We start from the raw sequence: 23,677 nt of genomic DNA, 5'->3' as shown, positions 1-23,677 counted from the left end.
TCTCTTTTTCGTTTTATAGTTTTTTATATTTATCACTGATTTCTTATTTTAGAGATATGAAATTAGTCCCTCAAAAATCTCATTTCAAAGCCTATCATCAAAACCAGATGATTCTTTTTCCGCCTTCTCTCTCGGATTTCATATCATCTGAACACCCTGTTCGTACCATCAGCAGTATTATTGATGGTGTCCAGATAGATCGTATCCTTGAAAAATACAGTTATACGGGAGCAAAGGCCTATCATCCCAAAATGATGCTTAAGTTATTAGTTTATTCCTATTTGTGTAATGTATATTCCTCTCGAAAAATAGAGCAGGCGGCATCAGAAAATGTACATTTCATGTGGTTGTCAGGGATGCAAAAGCCAGATCACAATACGATTGCCCGCTTTAGAAGCAGTCGATTAAAAGGTGTTTTAAAGGAAGTGTTCAGTCAAGTAGTCCTGTTACTGGTAGATTCCGGACATATTGATCTACAAACCATATATGTCGATGGCACCAAGATCGAGGCCAATGCAAATAAGTTTTCGTTTGTTTGGGGTAAAGCCATTCAAAAGAATATCCAACGCATGAAGGATCGGTTGGGGGAACTTTGGGATTATACAGAGCAGGTAGCCAAATCGGATTTAGCAAATGTAAGTAAGCCCGATTTAAGTGATGTTGATCCAGAAAAAATAGAGCAGACCATTGAGACAATTAATGAGGCCTTGAGGGATAAGAAAGTGGATGCTAAGAAACGCCGGCAACTCAACTATGCCAAGAAGAATTATGCTGATAATCTCCGAAAAAACGAGCAAAAGCTAAAGATATTGGAAGAGCGAAATAGTTATTCAAAAACGGATCCGGATGCAACCTTTATGCGAATGAAGGATGACTATATGCAAAATGGTCAGCTAAAACCAGGATATAACCTGCAGTTTAGCACACAAAATCAATTCATTGTAAATTATTCAAACCATAATAATCCAACCGATACAAAAACCTTTATACCTCATATGAAAGAGGTTCAACAGTTGTATCCAGACAAACTAAACAGCGTATGTGCAGATTCCGGTTATGGGTCTGAGGAGAATTATGAATTTCTTGAAGCGGAAGGATTAACCTCTTTTGTGAAATACAATTACTTTCATAAAGAACAAAAGAAGGGAGCCAAAACTTATTGCGAGTTTCACCCCAACAATTTATTCTACGACTCTAAACAGGATATTTACTACTGCCCAATGGGACAAGTAATGAATCTTAAGAAGATAAAAAAGGAAAAAAGCCAAGCCGGTCATTTTAAGACAATCCATGTTTATCAAGCTCAAAACTGTAACGGATGCCCACTTAGGGGGATGTGTCACAAAGCAAAAGGTAATCGAACGATTCAGATCAATCACCGACTTAACGAATTAAGAAGTAAAGCACGAGAACATTTAACCTCAGAAGAAGGATTGAAGCACAGGAGTCAAAGACCGGTTGATGTAGAGGCCGCTTTTGGTAACCTTAAACACAATAAAGGATTTAAACGATTTTTACTTCGTGGCAAAGAAAAAGTAGAAATCGAAATGGGATTATTGGCTCTAGCCATAAATCTTAAGAAAATGAATAGTAGAAAAGTGGCCTAACGGCCTTTCTTAATTCTTTTGAAGTCCTATTTCCTCTATATGAAACCTCTGTTTTGCATATTGGAGGTAAAAAAGACTTCCAAAAACAAATAAGCAGTATAAGGCAGTTTAATCTCAAAAAAACAAAAGATCATGAAAAAGAGGATGTCTACTTTGTTATGAGACATCCTCTTAAAAATATCTAAGATATCCTTATGATTTCTTACAACATTCTTTTTTGCAGTCTTTAGTGCATTTTGTATCTGTCTTAGCTTCTTTAGTACAACAAGATTTTTTACTGTCTTTTTCACACTTTTCTGCTTTGGCTTCCTTTGTGCATTTTTTTGCCTTATCACATTTTTCAGCTTTAGCGTCTTTTGTGCAACAGGCTTTTGTGCAGTTTTTTTCACATTTTTTCTTTTCAACTTTTTTCTTCTCCTGATCCTGTTTTTGATCTTGATCCTGAGATAAAGAAATTTCATTATCGATGATTGAAATTGCAGGTTGTGCAGCAAAGCTTACTACATTTACAGCAAATACAAATAGAAGTCCAAATAATAACTTTTTCATGTTTTTTAATTTAAATGTTAATATAATTCGTTTTAGTCTTATTTTGAATTGTATTCTAAAGAACGTAAAAGATCTTTTTATCTCTTGTTAATAAATTGTTAAAGCATTAAAAACTCTTAAAATTTAAACTAATTTTGGCTTGTAAAAAGATCATAAAATAAGGATGTTAAGGAGGGGTATTAGGCTATGAGTTTGTTGTTTAAAAATACAATTCGAAAATTTAAAATATATAGAATCCAGATATTTATTGTTATATCAATAATTGTTCTGCTTCTTCTTCTTTTAATTCAAATTCGATGGATAAGCAGAGCCCGAAGCTTAAATGAAGAGCAATTCAATCATCGGGTTGGTTTGGCCTTGCATGAGTCCGTTGATGAGTTTACAAAGGATCAGGAAAGTTGTGAAAAGATGCGTGAGTGCATGTCTAAATCTAAATACAATGCTTCGGATAGTGAGCTTTTAAAGATGGAGGTGAGTCGCTTGGATTCTATTATTCATCAGCAATTCAAAAATTATCAGATTCAATCGCCATATACCATCGAAGTGCTTAGTACTGCTGACGAGCAGCCTAAAAGTAAATGCTTCTATTATAGTTTGCGGAAAGCATTAAGTCATGATAAGGCAATATTAAATGTCTATTTCCAAAAAAGAGAGAAGAATTTAATGGATAGCATGGGAAGTATGTTTATTTGCTCATTAATTCTCATCTTAATTCTTTGTACATTTTTCGGGATAACTGTTTTTTCATTGATTAATGACAAAAAAATTTTGGGTCGAACTACAGATCTAATAAATAATATCGCACACGAGTTTAAGACCCCAATGGCAACAATTTCATTGGCCAGTGGAATGTTAAAACGAAATAAGATTCATGCAGATCCCGATCAGGTTGTTCATTATTCAAGCATGATTTTTTCAGAGAATAATCGCTTGAAAAGTCAAGTAGATCAGTTGTTGAAACTGGCTTGTATGGAACGCGGAGAATTGCAGTTAAATTCAGATCAAATAAATTTGCACTCCTTATTAAAAGAGTGTTCCGATTTTATTTCCGTGCAATTGGCAGAGCGGGAAGGAACCATAACGTACAGGCTGAATGCGGAAAATGATATGGTTTGTGGTGATAAAGATTTACTGCAGAATGTATTGTTAAATCTTCTGGATAATGCAGTGAAGTATTCCGAATCTAAACCAGAAATAGAAGTTGAGACTAAAAACACGAATGGAGACCTTTATATTGCGGTAACCGATAAGGGAATTGGAATGACTAAAGAGGAGCAGAAGCATGTATTCGATAGATATTACAGAGCTCCAACCGGCGACTTGCATGATGTGAAAGGTTTTGGTATTGGCTTGTCCTATTCAAAAATGATCATTGATTCTCATAAAGGTTCAATAAATGTTTTGAGCAAAAGAAACTCTGGCAGTACCTTTACTATTGTTTTGCCATCAATCTAAAATTATTTTATGACCAATTCTAAAAATATATTGCTAGTTGAGGATGATTCTAATTTAGGTCTTGTTTTAAATGAATTTCTAAAAATGGAGGGCTTTTCGGTATGTTTAGCCCGAGATGGGGAGAAAGGATTCGAGTCTTTCTCTAATTCTAAGTTTGACCTTTGTTTATTGGATTGCATGATGCCAAAAATGGATGGTTTTACTTTGGGGAAAAAGATTCGTGAAATTAATCAAGAGGTTCCCATTATCTTTTTAACTGCGAAATCGCTGAAGGAGGATAAGTTAAAAGGTTTTGATTTGGGTGGAGATGATTATATCACGAAACCTTTTGATGAGGATGAGTTAGTCCGAAGAATTAATGCTGTATTAAAACGTGTTAACACAACACCCGAAATAAAAGAACAAATATTTAAAGTGGGAAAATTTATATACGATCATGCAAATCTTAATTTGACATTAAATGGAGAGGTTTCCCGTATTACCCAAAAGGAGGGTGATGTTTTGTATCTGCTATTGCAAAATAAAAACAACGTATTGCGAAGAGAAGATATCCTGGTAAACGTTTGGGGCGAGAATGATTATTTTATGGGACGAAGCCTGGATGTTTTTATTACGAAATTAAGGAAGCACTTAAAATTGGATTCTACCATAAAAATTGAAAATGTGCATGGAGTTGGTTTTATTTTATCAGAAAATAATTAAAATCCCAAACAACACATCAAAATCCATAAAAGTTGTAATTTTGAATCTGAAATTTAAAATCTGCAATTTGCCATGAGCATACCTCAAATAATTAACACTATTCTAGCGAAAATTCCTGCTGACGTAAAATTGGTAGCAGTATCAAAAACCAAACCTAAAGAGGATATAATAGAAGCCTATGAAGGTGGATACCGGATTTTTGGTGAAAATAAACCACAGGAATTAGCGCAAAAATATCACGAACTTCCCAAGGATATAGAATGGCATTTTATTGGTCATCTTCAGACCAATAAGGTAAAGTATATCGCACCGTTCGTGCAGCTTATCCATGCTGTTGATAGTATTAAATTACTGAAAGAAATTAATAGGCAGGCAGAGAAGAATAACAGAGTTATTAAATGCTTGCTGCAATTTCATATTGCTTCGGAGGAAACTAAATTTGGTCTTACTATTGATGAGGCAAAAGAACTGCTTACCTCGGAAGATTTTAATTCATTAAAATCAATTGAGATTGTGGGTGTAATGGGAATGGCTACATACACTAACAACGAAGTTCAGATTAGAAATGAGTTTGGTAATCTGAAATCCATATTTGAAAGTTTAAAATCCGATTTCTTTGCAGATAGAGAAGAATTTAAAGAAATTTCAATGGGAATGTCAGATGATTATATGCTGGCAATAAGTGAGGGAAGTACTATGATAAGAGTAGGAAGTACAATATTCGGATCGAGATATTAAATTCTGAGGATTTTAATAGTTTAAGTCACTACTAAGGATGTAAATATCTCTTTTGAATTTACTATATTTGTTCGTTACCGATTGAAAAATATTAAAAAATCAAATAGCATGATTAATCTTGAAACCACTTATATGGGATTGCAGTTAAAGAATCCTTTAATTGTCAGCAGTTCCGGACTTACAAATTCTGTAAGAAAAATTAAAATTATTGAAGAGAAAGGGGCTGGAGCAGTTGTTTTAAAGTCTTTATTCGAAGAACAAATCAGCAACGAAGCTAAAAATCTGATTGGTAAGGATCCTGCAAATACGAGTTATCCCGAAGCTGAAGATTATATTCAGACTTACATCAAAGGAAATTCTGTTTCAAATTATTTGACTCTTATCAAGGAAGCCAAGAAGGCTGTTTCGATTCCTGTAATTGCAAGTATCAATTGTGTTTCTTCATCGGATTGGACTTCTTTTGCTAAAGAAATTGAAAAAGCCGGCGCAGATGCTATTGAGCTAAATGTGTTTATCGTTCCAAGTGATAGAAACATGAGTTCTACACAATACGAAAATTTATATTACAATATATTTAATGCAGTTAAAAAGGAAGTGCATATTCCAATATCAATGAAGCTTGGAATATATTTCACCAATTTATTTTCTGTTGCTAATCGTTTAAATGCAGATGGAGCAGATGCATTGGTGCTGTTTAATCGTTTTTACGAACCTGATATCGATATTGAGAAAATGAAAATTACAAGTGCTGAGGTTTTGAGCTCTGCAAGTGATATTCGCAAATCTCTTCGTTGGGTTGGTATGTTGTCTGATAAAATTAAAGGAATCGATATTTCTGCTTCAACAGGTATTCATAATGGTGAGGCTGCAATCAAGCAATTGTTGGCAGGTGCTAAAACAGTACAGATTTGTTCGACTGTATATGAGCATGGTTTCGATCAGATTACCAATATATTGGGAGATATAACCAGTTGGATGAGCAAAAAAGGATTTAAGACTGTTGATGAATTTCGTGGCAGTTTAAATTATGGAAGCATTCAGAATCCAGGTTTGTATGAAAGAGCACAGTTTATGAGGTACTTTTCGAATAATGAAAAGGACGTTTTAATATAAAAAATAAAAGCCGCTTCAAAAGCGGCTTTTTCTTTCTTATAGTTGATCGATTATATGAATTGCTTCATGAAGTATTCCCTTTTTTTCAGGAGATACTTCTGAAATGGCATCCTTAAGTTTCGCCATCTCCACAGGCTTACTTTCTTCTGATATTTTTTCTGTAAGATTTTCGATTACAGTAAATGCTTCAAAGGAAGTTTCAAAATCAGACACAATTAACAAATCAACAAAAGTTGAGATGTATTTTGAAAAATCAATACTGGCTTCCCAGCAAATCGAGACTAGGATTTTTTTAATTGTTAAATACTTTTTATTAGCGATTGCCTCTATAATAATTTTAGCCGAATCCTGATTTTTTAGATCTGCAAGAAAATTATGGATTGATAATTGTATTTCCTTATCGGAATTAGAAATCATTAGATCTAACAGAGGTGCGATATCTTCTGGTTTTCCTTCTTTCCGTAATTGACTGATTGAATTGAGTACCACTTTATTATCCAAAGAGCTAAGTCCTAAGATTATGGAGTTGTGTAAGTCTTTTTTGCTAATATTGCTCATTAAATTGTTCATTTATTCGATGTAAAACTAGTAAATTTTATTTGTTTTATCGCCTCACTATGTCATCTGAATTTTAATTAGCCTGAGTTTGATTTAAGCCTAATTGATTGGGACAAAATAATTGAAGATAAAGGAAAGGACAGCTTTGAATTGCATTTTTTTTATAAAAAATATGTGTTTGCATATGTTGATTTTATAAGCAGAAATCATACAATAATTTTATATTGAGTGTTAGGAGATAAATAGTTTTGTGTAAAGAACATTAATTTTAAATTCAAAATATTCTTTTCCGTTTTATTTTGTATTGTGAAATATTTTTGAAAAAATAGATGTTATTTTCTTAGAAAATTGTAATTTAAATTCAATGAAAGTAAGATGTTAATCTTCAGAATGAGTTCAATGAGAAAAATTATTTGGAGTTTGGGAATTATACTACTGTTCAATTCATGCAATTTGTTTTCATCAAAAAATAAGGAGCAGGCATCTGGGGGAGAATTGTTGGATTATCAGTTGATGCAGGAAAATACGGAAAAGATGAAGAGAATTTTCTTTGTACTTCCCAGCCCAATTGAAATTTCTTTATTAATAAAAAAATCAGGAGTTCATTTTAGGGCAGATTTGTTGAATAATATGGAGAATTTACCTGGATATTCAACAAGCCCATCAAGATCAATAGCACTAGGTGTGTATTGTGCTGATTTAAGCTATGCAAGCTTGAATGAACAATATCAGATCTCAATTGAGTATCTGAATGTGTCCAGAAGTCTTGCAGAATCGTTAGGTGTACTCAGAACAGTTGGACAAGATAAAATTCGTTTGCTTGAAAGCAATGTGACAAATAAGGAGCTGATTGTTGATATTATATCTGAGATTTATATGGAATCGAATCAGCAATTACGTGAGCAGGACAGGTATCCACTGGCTACTTTGATGCTAATTGGAGGCTGGGTGGAGTGTCTGTATATAGCGACTCAGAGTGTTGACCTAAAAGAGAAGTCACATGAGGAATTAATCAAACAAATTTTAAATCAAAAATTGTCTGTTGAGATTGTAAAAACGATCCTGCGGGACAATAAGGCAGATCCAATTATTAAACCCATTTATCAGGATGTTTTGGAACTTGAGATATTATTTGAAATGAGTATAAAAGCTTCAGATATGAAAGAGGGGACTGATTTTATTGATTCTGTTGATGAATTGGGATTTGTAAAATTAGTTGCTAAAATAGGTGATATGAGAGATTATTTAGTTCATTAGTGTGAAAATAACTTAAGAGTTACACATACAGCATTTTTAATATGAAATATTATTTACTGTCGACCTTATTTGTATTCTTTTTTTCAGGTAATCCTGTATTTTCTCAATGTCGGGATTTTGCAAAAGAGCATTGTAAACCTAAACTTGAAAATTACATTCATGATGGCAATTACAATGGTGTAGTTTTAAATCAAGATGAGGAAGTTGAATTGCACAAAGTTTTTTTTAGCGGACAAAAATATCGTATAGTAGTTGGTTGTGAAGATAATATGCCAACAATGCATTTTAAAATTACCGACTCGGATCTGAATCTGATTTTTGACAATGAGGAAAGTAATTACTCCGATATTTTTGATTTTGAATTGGATGAGGCTAAAACACTAATCATATCTTTGGATTTTGTCAAAAAAGAAGATACAGAATCCCAACATGAAAGTGGTTGTGTCTCTATTTTATTTGGTTTAAAATTATAAAAAAAGGTTCCTAAAGAACCTTTTTTTTACAATTTTTCTTTTAAATATTGTCCCGTGTAGGATTCTGTGCAATGAATAGCATCTTCTGGAATTCCCTCAAAAACAATTTGTCCACCATTAATTCCACCTTCAGGACCTAAATCAATTAACCAATCAGCACATTTTATTATTTCCATATTGTGTTCTATAATAATTAGCGTATGTCCTCTTGATATAAGGGCATTAAATGCATCCATTAATTTATGGATATCATGAAAATGCAAGCCTGTTGTTGGTTCATCAAATACAAATAGGCAAGGTTCTGCTTTTTCTTTAGCCAAAAAGGAAGCAAGTTTTACTCTTTGACTTTCACCTCCACTTAAAGTGCTTGATGATTGTCCTAATTTTACGTAACCTAATCCTACATCAACCAGTGGTTGTAATCGCTGAACAATTTTCTTTTCGGTTGTACTTTTACCCTGGGAAAAGAATTCAACCGACTCGTTTACAGTCATCTCCAATACGTCATGAATGTTTTTTTGATTGTATCGAATTTGAAGGATATCATCTTTAAATCTTTTGCCCTTACAACTTTCGCATTGCAGGTAAATATCAGCCATAAACTGCATTTCTACCTTTATAATTCCTTCACCCTGACATTCATCACATCTGCCTCCGTCAATATTGAAGGAAAAATGTGAAGGTTTAAAACCACTATACTTTGATGCTTTTTGATCGGCGAATAATTTTCGGATCTCGTCATATGCTTTTAAGTAGGTAACAGGGTTCGATCGGGATGATTTACCAATTGGATTCTGATCGACAAACTCGATATCTTTAATAAGATGGAGATCGCCTTTAAGGGCATCAAAATGGCCGGTTTTGTCGGAGTATCCACCGTAATGTTTCTTTAGGGCCGGATACAAAATCGTCTTGATTAAAGAAGATTTTCCGGAGCCACTTACGCCGGTGATTACCGACATGATATTTAAAGGAAATTTAATGTTTAAACCTTTTAAATTATTTTCCCTTGCACCAATTATTTCAATGAAATTATTCCATTTTTTTCGTGCCGCAGGCACAGGAATCATCATTTTTCGGGATATGTATTGAGAAGTTAAACTTTTTGATGACTCTTTTAACTGATCAAGATTTCCTTGGAATACTACTTCTCCGCCAAGCCTGCCGGCATATGGCCCGATATCGATAAGTTCATCAGCAGCTAAAATTATATCTTCATCGTGCTCAACAACGATAACCGTATTTCCTAGATCGCGCAATTCCCTCAAAACTTTTATGAGCAATTCAGTGTCCCGTGAATGAAGTCCGATACTTGGTTCATCCAGAATGTATAGGGAACCAACAAGACTGCTTCCTAATGACGTTGCTAAATTAATTCGTTGAGATTCTCCACCGGACAGGCTGCTGGACAATCGATTAAGGGTTAGGTATCCCAATCCAACATCCGATAAGAAATTAATGCGGTTTTTAATATCTAAAAGTAACCGACTGGCAATTTTCTCATCCGTTTTATCCAAATGTAAATTCTGAAAAAAATCGTTGAGCTCATTCAATGGCATTAACACCAAATCCTGAATGTTTTTATCATTCACTTTTACATAGCCGGCTTCTTTCTTTAATCGGGTTCCTCTGCAGTCAGGGCAAACTGTTTTTCCTCTATAGCGAGATAACATAACCCGGTATTGAATCTTATATTGTTTTGCTTCCAGATATTTGAAAAAATCATTAAGCCCTTTAAAATGCTTGTTCCCAGTCCAAAGTAAAAGTTTTTCCTCTTCACTTAATTCAAAATAGGATCGATGAATGGGGAAATTAAATTTATCAGCAGAGTAGATTAATTTATTTTTCCATTCCTGCATTTTCTCACCCTTCCAGCAAACAACTGCATCGTCGTAGATGCTTAGTGTTTTGTTTGGGATAACCAGATCTTCATCAATACCAATTACCTTTCCAAAGCCTTCACAGGTTGGACATGCACCAAGTGGATTGTTAAAGCTGAATGTGTGAATATTTGGATCTTCAAATACAATTCCATCGGCCTCGAAACGATTCGAGAAAGCTTGGTAATCAGTATTTCCATTAATAGAAAGCAGGCATTCACCTTTTCCTTCGTAAAATGCAGTTTGCAGGGAATCAGCTATTCTGTTTTGAGTATCTTCATCTGAAGAAACTCTTATTCGATCAATTACGATATGGATTGGCTCATCATCTTGAAGAAGACCAGGATTCTCAATTGCTTCAAAAATCTTATGGATTTCTCCTTTATTTTCAACTCTTGAAAATCCTTGTTGAGATAAAACTTCCAGCTGCTCTTTTTTACTTCGGTCGCCATTGTGCATTTCCGCTAAAATAATTACCGGAACACCTTCTTCCTGACTAAGGATATACTTCACAACATCAGTAATGGAGTGCCTCTTTACGAGGGTATTTGAAATGGGCGAGTAGGTTCTCCCTATTCTTGCGAAAAGAAGTTTAAGATAATCGTAAATCTCTGTTGATGTGCCAACAGTTGAGCGTGGATTACGGGTATTTACCTTCTGTTCAATTGCGATGGCAGGAGGTATCCCTTTAATAAAATCAACCTCAGGCTTGTCAATTCGTCCTAAAAATTGTCTTGCATAAGAAGATAAACTTTCAACATACCTTCGTTGCCCTTCGGCGTAAAGAGTGTCAAATGCCAATGATGATTTTCCTGATCCTGATAGCCCTGTGATAACAATAAACTTATTTCTGGGAATCTTAAGGTCGATGTTCTTTAGATTATGAACTTTTGCCCCTTTTATATAAATGTATTTTTCTAAATTCTTGTCTGCCATATTTGTAATTCGACCCTAGATTAGGTTTCTTGTAAGTTTACTAAAATCGAATTTACAAAGATATTTAACTTCTAAACATTTTCAAATCTCATTAAAAATTAGTTTATTGCATGTTGTTAAGGATATTTATTAACCATCAATTAAAAAGGAGACATTGCTTATAGAATAATTTTTACACTGTTTAATTAATAGCTGTGAAATTGAGAAAGATTGATCCTACCGATTATGATCTCGTTAAGCAATTCATTGATGGTAATCCTGATAGCATTGATACTCTTGTAACCCGGCATAGGGACAGAGTATATACTTATATCTATCTAATCGTAAAAAACCATCAGCTTTCCGAAGATTTATTTCAGGATACCTTTATTAAGGTAATCCGATCGCTCCGTATGGGGAAATATCAAGACAATGGGAAATTTTTGGCCTGGGTGCTGCGAATAGCTCATAATTTAATTATAGATCATTTTAGAAAAGAGAAACAGAACAATACCTTTTCTAAAGATGATTATGAATTGGATATTTTCAATTCTTCTAAATATTGTGAAGGCAACTATGAAGATGAACTTATTCAAAATCAGATTCATGATGATGTTCGTAAATTGGTTGATGAACTTCCTGATGATCAGAGAGAAGTAGTAATTTTGCGGCATTATAAAGGTCTAAGTTTTAAGGAGATTGCCGAGCATACTGATGTTAGTATCAATACCGCTCTGGGGCGGATGAGATATGCGTTAATTAATATGCGGAAAACAATTGAAGAAAAAAACATGAGTCTAACTCTTTAGTAAGAATATATCATTTAAAAATAAATTGACTGGGAGGTCTAAGTTTTTCAGTCTTTTTTGATGCTGGATACTAAAAGGGAACTTTAAGCGTTAATTAGGACAATAGAAATAATTATTTGCCTATGAATGATGTTTATACTCTTTTAAATTTAGACCGTAAAAATACAGGACAAGAAATGATTTCGCTTATGGATCGGATTGCAAATTCAGATGTTTTCGAATCTGTTGAATTCGTTGAATATCTGGACAGATTCAAAGTAAAGTCTCAATCAAATCTTTTGCATCGTATTTTAGGATTTCGTCAGTCCACGAAAAATGTAAATCTGAAATTTCCAGATATTACAGAAATCACACTAAATTAAGAAATAGCCGGAGTATTTGTACTCCGGTTTTTTTGTCTCAAATTTTCTCAATTTAAAATTAAGTCGTATATTTAATATCAAAATGATATCAAACTAAATTATTATGAGAGAAGAAAAGAGTTATTCTGGAAAGTCAGGATTTTTAATGGTTTTTATTGTGCTGGCTATGTTGGTAATTGGCATATTGGGATTGGTAATGGTAAGGAACCCGTTCTTCGTTATTTTTATTCCTTTGATAATAGCTTTTATCCCGGGGTTTACAATCGTTAATCCAAACGAAACTTCAGTTTTAGTGCTGTTTGGAGCATATAAAGGAACCATAATGACCAATGGATTCTTTTGGGTAAATCCGTTTATGGTAAAAAAGAAAGTAAGTTTGAGAGCCCGGAATTTGGATAGTGATCCTATAAAGGTGAATGACAAAATTGGAAATCCAATTATGATTGGAGTTGTTTTGGTTTGGAGAGTTCGTGATACTTACAAAGCTGCTTTTGACGTGGATAACTTCGAACATTTTGTGAATATTCAGTCTGAGGCGGCTATTCGACATATGGCAGGTTCGTATCCGTATGATAATTTTGAGGACGAACAGGCTGAGATTACATTGCGTTCGGGAGGAAATAATGTAAGTGAATTGTTGGAAAGTGAGTTGACTAATCGATTGGAAATTGCCGGAATTGAAGTGATGGAAGCCAGAATTAACTACCTTGCATACGCTTCTGAAATTGCCGGAGCTATGCTGCGTCGTCAGCAGGCAACGGCAGTGGTTGCTGCACGTTTTAAAATTGTTGAAGGTGCCGTTAGTATGGTTGATATGGCATTGGAGCAATTGGCAGAAAAAAACATTGTTGATCTTGATGAGGATAAAAAAGCAACAATGGTCAGTAATTTGATGGTTGTGCTTTGTTCCGATAAAGATGTAACTCCTGTTGTAAATACCGGAACTTTGTATCAATAATTGATTAACTATGGCAAAAAAGAAATCATTTGTTCTGCGTCTTGATCCTGAGATGTACAAAAAGTTGGAAAGGTGGGCTGTTGATGAATTTCGTAGTACGAATGGACAAATTGAATGGATTTTGAATAAAGCCTTGAATGAAGCAGGACGGAAAAAAGATAATGGCACCGAAGATGCCGGCAAATTAGAAGAATAAAAAAAGCCCAAATGTTAAAATGTAACATTTGGGCTTAAGTTATAAAGAGGATTTTTTTAGTGATTTTTGCATGATGGAATTACCATCTTTATCGGATGCTTCAAATCCCATTTTCTCCATATATTTTAGATTCATTCCCGTGTCGAAATAAACGGAATTGATATCGTGTTTCTGTAAAATATCACTTAATTGATTGTACAAATAAGCACCAACTTTAAAGTCGCGGTACTGAGGTAATGCATAATCCAATTCAATTCTTAGTTCTGTTTGATCTTTGGATCCGATAAAAATTCCTGCAACTGCCATATCTCTTAGTACAAACATTCCCAATTGGCCTTTTCTCATTTTATAATCAGGAAAGAAACTCTTAATGTCCTTTTTATAAAAGTCAAGAAAATGTGTTAACAGCTCGTCATTTTCTTTTATCTCAATGATTTTAAAGTCTTCTTTTCGCTTATACATTTTCTGCAGATTGTACAGGTTTGCACAGACAATGAGAAAATTCATGATTCCTACAGGTAAAGAGCCAATTAAAAATCCGTAAGCAGAAAAAAGAATTGCTCCAGTCAAATTGTACCATCTCAATTTTACAATTGAAGTCATTGTTAAAGAAATCAAAACCAAAACTGAGGCTACATAGCCAATCCATTCAAGTAATTGAATGCCTAAGATATTATATTCCAGCATAATAAAATTAATTGTGAAAAAATAAATTTCGAAGAGGATTCAAAAATGGTTAGGGAATTCTAAAAAAAGCAGAAACCTTTCGTTAGAGAAAGGTTTCCAAATATACTAAACTTTTTTTTCTTACAATCCAGTCATTAAAAATAATGGTTGCATTTCGAAGCTGTTGTATTTCGGTCTTAATCGATCTGTATTGTAATATCGGTCAACATCCACCAATTTTTTAGAGCTGGTAACAATATCTATCGGAGCATTATCATATCTTCCATTGCGAAGTGTTATTAATCTGCCGTGAACTCCTTTAATGATTAAATCCAATGCCAGATTTCCAAATGCCATAGGAACTATGGAATCAATAGCATCCGGATCACCGCAACGAACCAGATAACCTAACTTTTGATTGATAACATTAATCGGTTTTGAATTGTTGTATTTTGGAGACAATTGTTTCAGGTGTTCGGATACACGGTCACCAATACCGCCTAATTTTCTATGTCCGTAATCGTCTCTGACATCATCCTGGAAAATCATATCCCCGCCTGAGAAACTAGCTCCTTCTGAAATTAACACAACCGAATAATGACTGGGATTTGAGAAGCGGTCCTGTATCATTAGCTCGGTTAAGCGTTCTATGTCAAAATTGTATTCTGGAATTACACATCGGTTTGCGGCACCGGCCAGTGTTGGTAAAATTGCTGTAAATCCCGCATAACGGCCGAAAACTTCCAACACCAGCAATCTTTCATGCGAACCAGCTGATGTTCTTAGGCTGTGCGTTAATGAAATGGTACGTGTGATACATGTACTAAATCCAATACAGTAGTCAGTTCCGGGAACATCGTTATCCATAGTTTTAGGTATGGCAATAACTTTAAATCCTTCTTTGTACAATCGTACACCATAACTAAGAGTATCGTCACCTCCAATTGGAATTAAATAGTCAATGTTCAGAAAAGCCAGATTGGCAAGAACTTCTTCTGTTAAATCATTAACATCTTCGTTGTATTTTTCTTTTAGATGTGTTGGAATTCTATCTCTTGAGGTTTTTGAAGGATTAACTCTGGAAGTGTGAAGAAATGTGCCGCCAGTTCTACCTACTTTGTTTACCAGCTCTTCACTTAATGAAATATAATTCTCGCTGTTATCTGATTTTTTATCTCGGATAATATCAATTAAGCCTCTCCAGCCTTTGCGAATGCCTATTACCTGATACCCTTCCCTTATTGCTCTGATTGTGACAGCACGAATAGCGGGATTTAATCCGGGAACATCACCACCACCTGTTAGAATTCCAATAATTCCTTTCGTTGAATTTGCCATAGTAATATCTTAAGTTACTGAAAACAATGTAATATCAGTATAAGATATCATTTTGTTAAGGGAAATTCAAACCAAATGAGGAGGAAGATTTGTTTATGGTAAGAGAATAAGGTAATTAAGAATAATTCTAATTACTAAAGGAGTAGGAAATAATGTTTGCACCCATTTTTAGTGCTTTTTGATGATTGATTTCTGTATCGTTATGAACAGAAGGATCTTCCCAGCCATCACCCAAATCAGTTTCGTAAGAATAAAAACAAACCAATCTGCCTTTGTGGAAAATGCCGAAGCCCTGGGGTGCTTTCCCATCGTGTTCATGTATTTTAGGAAGTCCGTTTGGGAATTCGTACACTTGATGATAAATTGGGTGAGAAAAGGGTAACTCAATCAGTTTTTCGTTCGGAAACACCTTTTTTATCTCGCGTCTGAAATAGGCATTTAAGCCATAGTTGTCATCAACATGAAGAAAGCCTCCACCTTCAAGGTACTTCCTTAAATTTGTAACTTCCTGATTGTTCAAAACAATATTTCCGTGCCCGGTTAAGTGAACAAAGGGATAGGAGAATAGCTCAGGACTTCCCACTTCTACAATATTGGCATCTTTATAGATGTTTGCAATGTTGTTGCGATTGCAAAATTCGATGAGATTGGGTAGTGATCCTGGATTTGCGTACCAATCACCTCCGCCATTGTATTTAAGTAAACCAATTCGAACTGATGTGTTTTGTGAAAAGGAGCACAAGCTAATGAGCAAAAAAAATGCGATATGAATTATTCTACTCATCAAATTATTATTGATTTTCTAAACTAATGATATTACAAGCTACAACTCCAGCTGTTTCTGTTCTCAAGCGGCTTTCTCCCAGACTGATCTCTTTAAAGCCATTTTCTTTAGCCAGATTTACTTCCTCAATACTGAAATCACCTTCCGGGCCAATTAAGATTAATGCATTTTGTTTTGCCTGATAAAGGTTTTTCAGATGCGTTTTTTCACCTTCGTTGCAGTGAGCTATGTATTTTTCTCCATCGAATGGGGATGTTACCAAATCGGAAAATTTGGTTTGTTCATTTAAAATTGGATGGTAAGCTTTAAGCGATTGTTTAACTGCAGAAGTAATTACTTTGAACAAACGTTCATGTTTCACAACCTTTCTCTCAGAGTGCTGGCATAGAAGAGGAGTGAATTCATGAATACCAATTTCGGTGCATTTTTCCATAAACCATTCTGTTCGATCCATATTTTTTGTAGGAGCCAGAGCAATGTGCAGCTGGTAATTCAGTTTCCCAAATTCCTTCTGAGTTTCAATGCACTCAACGGTGCATCTTTTAGGATGAGCATCAATTATTTTTGCTTTGTAAAGAGAGCCCTTGCCATCAATAAGATGAATAATATCTTCTTCTTTTAACCGAAGTACTCTAATGCAATGTTTTGATTCAATTTCATCCAATTGATAAAATTGATTTTGGATATCTGGTGTATAAAATAAGTTCATAAGCTTTCAGAAGTAATAAAAAACATGATGTTGCAAAGTTAGCTTATGTATTTCTTTTCACGGATTATTTTGAAATAAAAATTTACCAAACCATTGGTTGGTAAATTGCAGCCAGAATAAATGTTAGAACAGAAAAGATGAGGCCAAACATAAATATGGTATAGGAAATTCGTAAAAAACGATATTTTCTACCCAAAACCTTCCCCAGAAAATATTGGTCTCTTATTAAACTGTCATACAGGTCATCGTAATCCGACATCATTCCTTTTAATGCGTCTGAATAATCGGTAAGAGCCATTTTATGGAAATTTCCGAAAAACATTAAATTTACTCTCTTCTTTTTGATGTCTTCCTGCGAGAATGTTCCTGACGTAACAATAGGCCGGGTTGCCAATACAGAATACGTAATGGTGAACAAACATACTATCAAAAGAATAACACAAGGGATAATAAAATGAGGAACATCCATTATATTTTTGAAAATAAAGAAGATGGCCGAGATGATGATTGAATTGACAGAGATCATTAAGTTGGCTTTTTTATCGGCAATGGAACTTAAATTAATCTGATTTCTTGAAGTTACTTTAAACATGGTTTCAATGCCACGCTGCGGAGTTTTCAATTTTATGTTTTGTTGTTCCAGTTTGCTTACCATTTCGGTAAGTTTCTTTATTTCTTTAGACTGAAAACCAGCTACTTTCTCAACTACTTTTTGATAATTCACCTCTTTCTTTTTAGCCAAAGTTTTTTTGCCGTAATTGGTATGATAATGATGATCTTTTAAAAAACGCAAGGTTTCTTCCCAATACAATTTAGGGTGAATGTCGTGGTGAAGAATTCGACTTCTTTCTTCTCTCAGTTTTTCGGATATTTTTATGTAATCCTTTGTTGATAAGTGGTGTAAATCGGCATCGCAAAGAACATTACATATTTTTTCATCACAAGGAAGGTGCGGCATCTTTGTGTGTAAAATAGCTTCAGTTATTTGTTTTATTTTTTCCTCAGGGTAATTTTTTTCTTCGAGAAATTTTCTGGCATGTGCAGCGCTTATTTCTTCATGTTTAGCAAAGTTTTCATAGTAACCGGTGTCATGAAACCAGGCTGCTAAAATGAGATTTTCCATTTCGTCGGGAGATAATCCTGTTTCCAACCCGATTTTTTTTGCTTGTTTAACCACATTTTGAGTATGTTCCAAATTGTGATAGGTAAAGATAGGTTGGTGGGTACTTTCGATTAAATTAGTAACAAATGTTTCCGCTTCATGGATGATATTCATTTCTCTTTTTTTTCTAATGTTGACTAAATGAAATTGCAATGAATAAATATAGTCATTATAGTGGAAAACGATTTGAAAAATTTATAATAATGCCTTGCTTTCCTCTTTTTTGTTGGGAATTGAGCCTTATTTATGTAATTTTAAGTTCCTATTAAATCCGCAAAAGATACTTTCAAATAATGAACAGATTTTTAATTTTCTTTATTATTCTTCCAAGTTTTCTAGCCTTTTTTGAATCGTGTAAGCAGAAATCTGCTGATTTAAAAATGGTATATGAATTGGATTCTACCTATCAATTTCCTTACTCTTTAATGGACGCTGATGAGAAATATGATTTGAAAGATGAGCTAAGAGAGATTTCAGGATTATCTTATTATAATGATCACAGTTTACTTTGTGTGAACGATGAGAAAGGAATTATTTACAAGTACAGTCTAAAGAAGAAAGAGATTACGAAAAAATATGTATTTGATAAATCGGGAGATTATGAAGGCATTGAAGTTGTAGGTGATCAGGTTTTTGTATTGCGGTCAGATGGAAACATTTTTGCAGTTGATCATATGAAAAGTGAGGATATTTTATCTGTGAAAATTAAAACACAATTAAATGCAGGAAACGATACTGAAGGTTTAGGTTATGATTCCCAAAGCAATAGTCTTCTTGTTGCATGCAAAGGAAAACCCGGCATTAATAATGATTTTAAAGGGAAAAGAGCAATTTATAAGTATTCACTTGACTCAAATAAATTATCTGATTGTCCGGCCTATTTGATTGATCAGGAACAAATAAGGAGAATTCTTGATTTTGATGGATATACAAACTTTTCTGTGACATTGTTGGAAAGTATTAATCCATCGCAGGGAGATGTTACATTTCAACCATCGGCTGTGGCAATGCATCCCATCAGCAACAACTTGTATGTATTAGGATCTGTTGGTAAATTATTACTGGTGCTTAATCCGCAAGGCGATGTTTTGGCTATTGTGAAATTGAAACGCAAGCTATTTAGACAGCCGGAAGGAATTTGTTTTGCTCCTGATGGAACTATGTATATTTCCAATGAAGGAAAAGGAAGAGCTGCAAATATCTACCGGTTCAGCTACCGTAAATAAATTGCAATTTGATGAATGTATCTTAAATTTTAATAATACGATGAAGAGGATTTTATTATATATCAGTGTTTTCATTTCAATAAATACTGTATTTGCTCAAAATACTAAGTTGCCGGAAGCTCCTGCATCAACATTGCTCGATCATTCCATTTTTTTTATCGGTGATGTTGGCGAAGCTGCCATTGTTGATTCAAATATCGACATGCTAAAAGGTCAAATGAATGAAGTTGGGCAGAAAGGGACACTCGTATTTTTAGGCAACACTTTCCCGAAAGGATATTTAGAGGATGAATTAGAGGATATAGACGCAGAGAATTCGGATGTAATAAAATTGTTAAATTCATTAAAGGATTTTAAAGGACAACTTGTTTTTATTCCGGGCGAAAAAGAATGGAACGAGGGACGACGTCATGGATGGGAAGCCATACAGAATACCGAAACATTTGTAGAGGATTATTTGGATCGGGGAGATGTTTTTCTTCCTTCGGGAGGTTGTCCCGGCCCTGTAGAGATTGACTTAACGGATGAAGTGGTTTTACTGATTGTGGATTCACAGTGGTGGCTACACTTGGGAGATAAACCAGAGTCGGAGTGTGGTTTGGAAAGCAATGATGATTTTTTAATTCTATTAAATGATGCCATAAAAAGAAATAAGAATAAGAAAATTGTATTTGCCACGCATCATCCTATTTACAGTGCAGGAAAGCATGGAGGAAATTTTGCTTTTCCCGGTCCGGTAGAATTGTATCGGAAACTTTTTGGAACGCCGCAGGATTTTGCCTACCCTTTTTACAAACAGATGAGGTATATGTCTCGAAAAATTGGTGTGGGATACGATAACATTGTTGTTGTTGCAGCTCATGATAACAGCTTGCAATTCGCTAAAAAGGATGATTCCTTTTTTATTGTTTCAGGTTCGGGGAGCAAGAGTGACTACGTGTCTAAAAATAAAATGGATATAGCTATGCGTGAGGTTGGTTTCTCGCGAATTAATTTTTACTCAAATGATGAGGTTTGGCTGGAATTTTGGTCGGTGGGTGCTGAAGGAGAGAAAGAACCTCATCTGGCATTTAGGGAAAAACTATATACTAAGCATGTTCCTACAAAGGAAGATTTAATTAGCAGATACAAAGAGATTGATTATTCGGATAGTACTATAACTGTTGCTGCAAGTACGTTTTATGAAACAGATGGAAGATTAAAAACGAAAATTTTGGGGCAGAATTACCGAAAGGATTGGGCTGTGCCTATAACAGTTCCGGTTTTTGATATCGCAACGGAAAAAGGTGGACTGAAAATTTTGAAAAGAGGAGGAGGACAGCAAACCAGATCTTTAAGGTTAGAGGCCAAAGATGGGAAACAATATGTGTTACGCTCGGTAGAGAAGTATACCGAGAAAGCAATTCCTCCTGGATTGGAAGGAACCTTTGCTGCCAAAATTGTTCAGGATGGAATTTCCGAATCTTATCCTTATGCAGCTTTAGCTGTTCCAAAAATGGCGAAAGCAGTAGGTGTTTATCATACCAATCCAAAAATTGTTTATGTTCCCGATGATCCCCGCTTTGGAATTTATCAGGATGGTTTTAAGAATGAATTGTTTCTTTTCGAAGAGCGTCCCAACGGCGATGTATCTGATATGGATAATTTTGGGAACTCTCATGATATTTTAGGAACAGATAAGTTGCTTAAAAAGAGATTCAAAAATTCAGACCTTCAGATTGATGAAACTGCTGTGCTGCGAGCCCGTTTATTCGATATCTTTTTAAATGACTGGGATCGGCACGATGATCAGTGGAGGTGGGCAACCTTCAAAAAAGATGGCAAAACAATTGCGAGGCCGATTCCAAGAGACCGCGATCAGGCTTTTTTCTTTAGCGATGGAGCAATTCCCTGGTTGATTCGAAGAAAATGGGCTATGCCTAAATTTCAATCATTCGATTCAGTTGTAGAAAATGTGGTAGGACTGGGTTTTAATGCCCGTTATTTTGATCGAAATTTTTTACAATCCAAGGATAAAAATGATTGGATTGAAATGGCAAAGGAACTTCAAAGAAAATTAAGCGATGATGTTATTCAAGAATCGGTTAAAGGTTTGCCACAGGAAGTTTATGCAATTTCGGGTGACGAAATTACGCAAAAACTAAAGGCTCGAAGAGATCAGTTACCAGCATTGGCAGAGGAGTTTTATAATTTTTTGGCAAAAGAAGTTGATGTGGTAGGTACGAATGATAGCGAGAGTTTTGAAATTAAATGGATTGAAAATGGAAAATTAATTGTTGAAAGTTATCGGTTGAGTAGTAAAGGGAATAAAAAGGAACTGTTATTTCGTAGAACTTTTAGCAAGGATGAAACCAATGAGGTGAGAATTTTTGGCCTCGATGGAAAAGATAAGTTTAAGGTAAATGGAAATAACAAAAATGGAGTGAAACTTCGGATTATCGGAGGAAAAGGAAAAGATAAGTTTAAACTGGCAGATACCGGGAAACGAAATCTGCTTATTTACGACAAACCAAAAACTATTGTTAAGGGAGATGGAGCTTACAAGAAGAGATTCGGGAAAAGTTCTGAAGTAAATTCATACGATAGAAAAGCATTTAAGTATAATGTTGTAAGTCCTGGTGCCAACCTTAATTTCATTAGTGATGATGGTTTGGTTTTAGGAGCTGGTGTGAATGTTAAAAACCAGGGGTTTAAGAAAGAACCATATGGATCATTTCATAAATTTATTGTTAATTATGCATTTGCATATCCATCGGTAGAGTTAAAATATTCCGGTGAGTTTAAGCAGGTGTTTCGAAAAACTGATTTTCTGGCAGATATTCATTATAATACACCTAATTTTCAGGGCTACTATTACGGATTGGGAAATGAAACAGAAAAATCCAAAACCGATGATGATGCTTATAATAGGATTAGAATGGCTCAGTTTTTTATTCATCCACAATTAAAACAACAAGTTGGGGAGAACCATTTTATTTCAATTGGATCATTTTATCAACAACTGGAGTTGAAAGCCACACCAAATCGTTTCATAACCGATTTTACCAATCCAGATAATGATTTAAATCGTTTAACTGATTTTAATACCAGAAGATATTTAGGACTTAGTATCAATTATTTGTGGGATTCAAGGGACAATATGGTGCTTCCCGCAAGAGGAATTTATTGGTTATCCAGTTGGAAATACTATAAGGGATTGGAGAGTAATGATGATAATTTTTATAAAATGGAGACTGATATGCGAATGTATGTTAGTTTTGGCAGACCTCAAAGAACAATATTGGCGGTAAGGACCGGTGCCAGTCATAACAGTAATGGGTATTCATTTTATCAGGCGAATAAATTAGGTTTAAAATCAAATTTAAGAGGATATCGTCAGGATCGGTTCGCAGGAGATGATATTGTATTTCAAAACACTGATTTAAGACTTCGCATTGCTCGTTTTAAATCTTATTTTTTGGGAGGTGAAGTGGGTATTTTGGGTTTTAATGATTTTGGTAAGGTATGGGTTGATAATGAGAGTTCTAGTAAATGGCACCATGGATATGGCGGAGGAATTTGGCTTGCACCTTATAAATTAATGGTAATTACTGCTAATTTTAGCCATTCAATCGAAGATGATATTCTTTCAATCGAATTTAAATACTTGTTTTAGTTATTTAATATGATAATTGAATAAAACAATACATATTTACATTGAATACTAATAAAATTGAAATAATGGACGAAGAAAAGCCTAAACTTGATAATGGTAGAATACTCTTGGTAGAGGACGATTTCGTGAATGGTAAAATTATATCTCGTCTGTTGGAAATGGATAATATTCCTACCGATTGGGTGAAAAATGGTCGGGAAGCTCTTGATTTTTATCAGAAAAATAAAGAATCTGTTTTGATGGTGTTTATGGATTTGCAAATGCCTATTATAGATGGTTATCAGGCAACCGTTGCATTGCGGGAGAATGGGTTCGACAGACCAATTATTGCCATGACAGCAAATGCATTTTCTGATGATGATGTGAAATCTGCGGAAGCAGGAATGGACGATTTTCTGTTAAAACCGGTTTCAAAAATAGAATTGTTCACGATGGTTGAAAAGTGGATAAAGTGGGAAAGAAATGAATAAAAATTATATTACAGAATAAATTGTTTGGTTCCAAAAATCAGGAATCTGATTTTTTGTAAAATGTTCAAGAATATATTGCCTAAAAAACAAGAGGA

Annotated in this window: 22 protein-coding genes; 14 read left to right on the top strand and 8 right to left on the bottom strand. The window is 34.5% G+C overall.

The genetic code is table 11. The features are described from left to right. Window positions 1-56: 56 nt before the first annotated feature. A complete protein-coding gene (locus ACKU4N_RS13490) occupies window positions 57-1,607 on the top strand; it encodes an IS1182 family transposase (protein ID WP_156197454.1) in 1,551 nt (516 codons plus the stop codon). A gap of 192 nt (window positions 1,608-1,799) precedes the next feature. On the opposite strand, the gene ACKU4N_RS13485 is transcribed toward ACKU4N_RS13490, so the two are convergent. Beyond that, window positions 1,800-2,156: a hypothetical protein gene (locus ACKU4N_RS13485; RefSeq protein WP_321317048.1), complete on the bottom strand. Its 357-nt coding sequence runs from the start codon at window positions 2,154-2,156 to the stop codon at window positions 1,800-1,802. A 186-nt stretch (window positions 2,157-2,342) separates the two neighbouring features. On the opposite strand from ACKU4N_RS13485, the gene ACKU4N_RS13480 reads away from it, so the two are divergent. The 4 genes from ACKU4N_RS13480 (at window position 2,343) to ACKU4N_RS13465 (ending at window position 6,164) form a co-directional block, all read left to right on the top strand. Then, window positions 2,343-3,611 (top strand): sensor histidine kinase, encoded by a 1,269-nt coding sequence (locus ACKU4N_RS13480; protein ID WP_321317046.1) that lies wholly within the window; start codon window positions 2,343-2,345, stop codon window positions 3,609-3,611. A 9-nt stretch (window positions 3,612-3,620) separates the two neighbouring features. Then, a complete protein-coding gene (locus tag ACKU4N_RS13475; RefSeq protein ID WP_321317044.1) occupies window positions 3,621-4,313 on the top strand; it encodes a response regulator transcription factor in 693 nt (230 codons plus the stop codon). Between the two features lie 72 nt (window positions 4,314-4,385). Further along, window positions 4,386-5,051, top strand: coding sequence for a YggS family pyridoxal phosphate-dependent enzyme (locus ACKU4N_RS13470; RefSeq protein ID WP_321317042.1), 666 nt, complete (start codon window positions 4,386-4,388; stop codon window positions 5,049-5,051). Between the two features lie 108 nt (window positions 5,052-5,159). Beyond that, window positions 5,160-6,164, top strand: a complete 1,005-nt coding sequence (locus tag ACKU4N_RS13465) for a dihydroorotate dehydrogenase-like protein (protein WP_321317040.1) — start codon at window positions 5,160-5,162, stop codon at window positions 6,162-6,164. Window positions 6,165-6,200: 36 nt separating this feature from the next. Here the strand turns inward: ACKU4N_RS13465 and ACKU4N_RS13460 are convergent, their stop codons facing one another. Further along, window positions 6,201-6,722, bottom strand: a complete 522-nt coding sequence (locus ACKU4N_RS13460) for a hypothetical protein (protein WP_321317039.1) — start codon at window positions 6,720-6,722, stop codon at window positions 6,201-6,203. A gap of 399 nt (window positions 6,723-7,121) precedes the next feature. Here ACKU4N_RS13460 and ACKU4N_RS13455 point away from each other — a divergent pair, with 399 nt between their 5' ends. Both ACKU4N_RS13455 and ACKU4N_RS13450 read left to right on the top strand, forming a co-directional pair. Further along, window positions 7,122-7,979 carry a hypothetical protein gene (locus ACKU4N_RS13455; RefSeq protein ID WP_321317037.1) on the top strand — a complete coding sequence of 286 codons (858 nt, stop codon included), beginning with the start codon at window positions 7,122-7,124 and terminating at the stop codon, window positions 7,977-7,979. A 41-nt stretch (window positions 7,980-8,020) separates the two neighbouring features. Next, on the top strand, window positions 8,021-8,452 hold the full coding sequence (locus ACKU4N_RS13450; RefSeq protein ID WP_321317035.1) for a hypothetical protein: 432 nt from the start codon (window positions 8,021-8,023) through the stop codon (window positions 8,450-8,452). A 26-nt stretch (window positions 8,453-8,478) separates the two neighbouring features. Here the strand turns inward: ACKU4N_RS13450 and uvrA are convergent, their stop codons facing one another. Continuing rightward, window positions 8,479-11,268 (bottom strand): excinuclease ABC subunit UvrA, encoded by a 2,790-nt coding sequence (gene uvrA, locus ACKU4N_RS13445; RefSeq protein WP_321317033.1) that lies wholly within the window; start codon window positions 11,266-11,268, stop codon window positions 8,479-8,481. 194 nt (window positions 11,269-11,462) lie between these two features. Here uvrA and ACKU4N_RS13440 point away from each other — a divergent pair, with 194 nt between their 5' ends. The 4 genes from ACKU4N_RS13440 (at window position 11,463) to ACKU4N_RS13425 (ending at window position 13,572) form a co-directional block, all read left to right on the top strand. Then, window positions 11,463-12,056 carry a sigma-70 family RNA polymerase sigma factor gene (locus tag ACKU4N_RS13440; protein WP_321317030.1) on the top strand — a complete coding sequence of 198 codons (594 nt, stop codon included), beginning with the start codon at window positions 11,463-11,465 and terminating at the stop codon, window positions 12,054-12,056. Window positions 12,057-12,178: 122 nt separating this feature from the next. After that, on the top strand, window positions 12,179-12,418 hold the full coding sequence (locus ACKU4N_RS13435) for a hypothetical protein (RefSeq protein WP_321317028.1): 240 nt from the start codon (window positions 12,179-12,181) through the stop codon (window positions 12,416-12,418). Window positions 12,419-12,521: 103 nt separating this feature from the next. Then, window positions 12,522-13,376, top strand: coding sequence for an SPFH domain-containing protein (locus tag ACKU4N_RS13430; RefSeq protein WP_321317026.1), 855 nt, complete (start codon window positions 12,522-12,524; stop codon window positions 13,374-13,376). A gap of 10 nt (window positions 13,377-13,386) precedes the next feature. Beyond that, on the top strand, window positions 13,387-13,572 hold the full coding sequence (locus tag ACKU4N_RS13425) for a type II toxin-antitoxin system antitoxin (protein ID WP_124992648.1): 186 nt from the start codon (window positions 13,387-13,389) through the stop codon (window positions 13,570-13,572). A 39-nt stretch (window positions 13,573-13,611) separates the two neighbouring features. On the opposite strand, the gene ACKU4N_RS13420 is transcribed toward ACKU4N_RS13425, so the two are convergent. From ACKU4N_RS13420 to ACKU4N_RS13400, 5 genes are all read right to left on the bottom strand, one after another. Next, entirely contained in the window at window positions 13,612-14,259 is a 648-nt protein-coding gene (locus ACKU4N_RS13420; RefSeq protein ID WP_321317023.1) for a hypothetical protein, read from the bottom strand. 120 nt (window positions 14,260-14,379) lie between these two features. Next, window positions 14,380-15,576 (bottom strand): 6-phosphofructokinase, encoded by a 1,197-nt coding sequence (locus tag ACKU4N_RS13415; protein WP_321317021.1) that lies wholly within the window; start codon window positions 15,574-15,576, stop codon window positions 14,380-14,382. A 127-nt stretch (window positions 15,577-15,703) separates the two neighbouring features. Then, complete coding sequence (locus ACKU4N_RS13410; protein ID WP_321317019.1) at window positions 15,704-16,360, bottom strand: DUF4159 domain-containing protein; 657 nt, start codon at window positions 16,358-16,360, stop codon at window positions 15,704-15,706. A gap of 7 nt (window positions 16,361-16,367) precedes the next feature. After that, complete coding sequence (locus ACKU4N_RS13405) at window positions 16,368-17,069, bottom strand: 16S rRNA (uracil(1498)-N(3))-methyltransferase (protein ID WP_321317017.1); 702 nt, start codon at window positions 17,067-17,069, stop codon at window positions 16,368-16,370. A gap of 82 nt (window positions 17,070-17,151) precedes the next feature. After that, the gene (locus ACKU4N_RS13400) at window positions 17,152-18,345 is read right to left on the bottom strand and encodes a Pycsar system effector family protein (RefSeq protein WP_321317015.1); all 1,194 of its coding nucleotides are present in this window, start codon (window positions 18,343-18,345) and stop codon (window positions 17,152-17,154) included. 179 nt (window positions 18,346-18,524) lie between these two features. Between ACKU4N_RS13400 and ACKU4N_RS13395 the strand changes: the two genes are divergently transcribed. The 3 genes from ACKU4N_RS13395 (at window position 18,525) to ACKU4N_RS13385 (ending at window position 23,582) form a co-directional block, all read left to right on the top strand. Then, entirely contained in the window at window positions 18,525-19,457 is a 933-nt protein-coding gene (locus ACKU4N_RS13395; protein WP_321317013.1) for an SdiA-regulated domain-containing protein, read from the top strand. After that, entirely contained in the window at window positions 19,405-23,112 is a 3,708-nt protein-coding gene (locus ACKU4N_RS13390; protein ID WP_321317011.1) for a BamA/TamA family outer membrane protein, read from the top strand. The genes ACKU4N_RS13395 and ACKU4N_RS13390 overlap by 53 nt, the downstream gene beginning before the upstream one ends. Before the next feature lie 65 nt (window positions 23,113-23,177). Continuing rightward, a complete protein-coding gene (locus ACKU4N_RS13385; RefSeq protein ID WP_321317009.1) occupies window positions 23,178-23,582 on the top strand; it encodes a response regulator in 405 nt (134 codons plus the stop codon). Window positions 23,583-23,677: the final 95 nt, after the last annotated feature.

It is taken from the genome of Labilibaculum sp. (assembly GCF_963664555.1).
Taxonomy (GTDB): domain Bacteria; phylum Bacteroidota; class Bacteroidia; order Bacteroidales; family Marinifilaceae; genus Labilibaculum.
The sequence above is the reverse complement of the archived record's forward strand: the minus strand, read 5'-3'. Positions and strand labels throughout refer to the sequence as shown.

What these genes read in the sequence shown, in the direction of transcription:
- ACKU4N_RS13480 (WP_321317046.1), top strand. Translation starts at nt 2,343, where the DNA reads ATGAGTTTGTTGTTTAAAAATACAATTCGAAAATTTAAAATATATAGA.
- ACKU4N_RS13415 (WP_321317021.1), bottom strand. Translation starts at nt 15,576, where the DNA reads ATGGCAAATTCAACGAAAGGAATTATTGGAATTCTAACAGGTGGTGGT.
- ACKU4N_RS13410 (WP_321317019.1), bottom strand. Translation starts at nt 16,360, where the DNA reads ATGAGTAGAATAATTCATATCGCATTTTTTTTGCTCATTAGCTTGTGC.
- ACKU4N_RS13460 (WP_321317039.1), bottom strand. Translation starts at nt 6,722, where the DNA reads ATGAGCAATATTAGCAAAAAAGACTTACACAACTCCATAATCTTAGGA.
- ACKU4N_RS13420 (WP_321317023.1), bottom strand. Translation starts at nt 14,259, where the DNA reads ATGCTGGAATATAATATCTTAGGCATTCAATTACTTGAATGGATTGGC.
- ACKU4N_RS13475 (WP_321317044.1), top strand. Translation starts at nt 3,621, where the DNA reads ATGACCAATTCTAAAAATATATTGCTAGTTGAGGATGATTCTAATTTA.
- ACKU4N_RS13450 (WP_321317035.1), top strand. Translation starts at nt 8,021, where the DNA reads ATGAAATATTATTTACTGTCGACCTTATTTGTATTCTTTTTTTCAGGT.
- ACKU4N_RS13400 (WP_321317015.1), bottom strand. Translation starts at nt 18,345, where the DNA reads ATGAATATCATCCATGAAGCGGAAACATTTGTTACTAATTTAATCGAA.
- ACKU4N_RS13435 (WP_321317028.1), top strand. Translation starts at nt 12,179, where the DNA reads ATGAATGATGTTTATACTCTTTTAAATTTAGACCGTAAAAATACAGGA.
- ACKU4N_RS13425 (WP_124992648.1), top strand. Translation starts at nt 13,387, where the DNA reads ATGGCAAAAAAGAAATCATTTGTTCTGCGTCTTGATCCTGAGATGTAC.
- uvrA (WP_321317033.1), bottom strand. Translation starts at nt 11,268, where the DNA reads ATGGCAGACAAGAATTTAGAAAAATACATTTATATAAAAGGGGCAAAA.
- ACKU4N_RS13390 (WP_321317011.1), top strand. Translation starts at nt 19,405, where the DNA reads ATGAAGGAAAAGGAAGAGCTGCAAATATCTACCGGTTCAGCTACCGTA.
- ACKU4N_RS13405 (WP_321317017.1), bottom strand. Translation starts at nt 17,069, where the DNA reads ATGAACTTATTTTATACACCAGATATCCAAAATCAATTTTATCAATTG.
- ACKU4N_RS13465 (WP_321317040.1), top strand. Translation starts at nt 5,160, where the DNA reads ATGATTAATCTTGAAACCACTTATATGGGATTGCAGTTAAAGAATCCT.
- ACKU4N_RS13455 (WP_321317037.1), top strand. Translation starts at nt 7,122, where the DNA reads ATGAGAAAAATTATTTGGAGTTTGGGAATTATACTACTGTTCAATTCA.
- ACKU4N_RS13485 (WP_321317048.1), bottom strand. Translation starts at nt 2,156, where the DNA reads ATGAAAAAGTTATTATTTGGACTTCTATTTGTATTTGCTGTAAATGTA.
- ACKU4N_RS13470 (WP_321317042.1), top strand. Translation starts at nt 4,386, where the DNA reads ATGAGCATACCTCAAATAATTAACACTATTCTAGCGAAAATTCCTGCT.
- ACKU4N_RS13430 (WP_321317026.1), top strand. Translation starts at nt 12,522, where the DNA reads ATGAGAGAAGAAAAGAGTTATTCTGGAAAGTCAGGATTTTTAATGGTT.
- ACKU4N_RS13385 (WP_321317009.1), top strand. Translation starts at nt 23,178, where the DNA reads ATGGACGAAGAAAAGCCTAAACTTGATAATGGTAGAATACTCTTGGTA.
- ACKU4N_RS13395 (WP_321317013.1), top strand. Translation starts at nt 18,525, where the DNA reads ATGAACAGATTTTTAATTTTCTTTATTATTCTTCCAAGTTTTCTAGCC.
- ACKU4N_RS13490 (WP_156197454.1), top strand. Translation starts at nt 57, where the DNA reads ATGAAATTAGTCCCTCAAAAATCTCATTTCAAAGCCTATCATCAAAAC.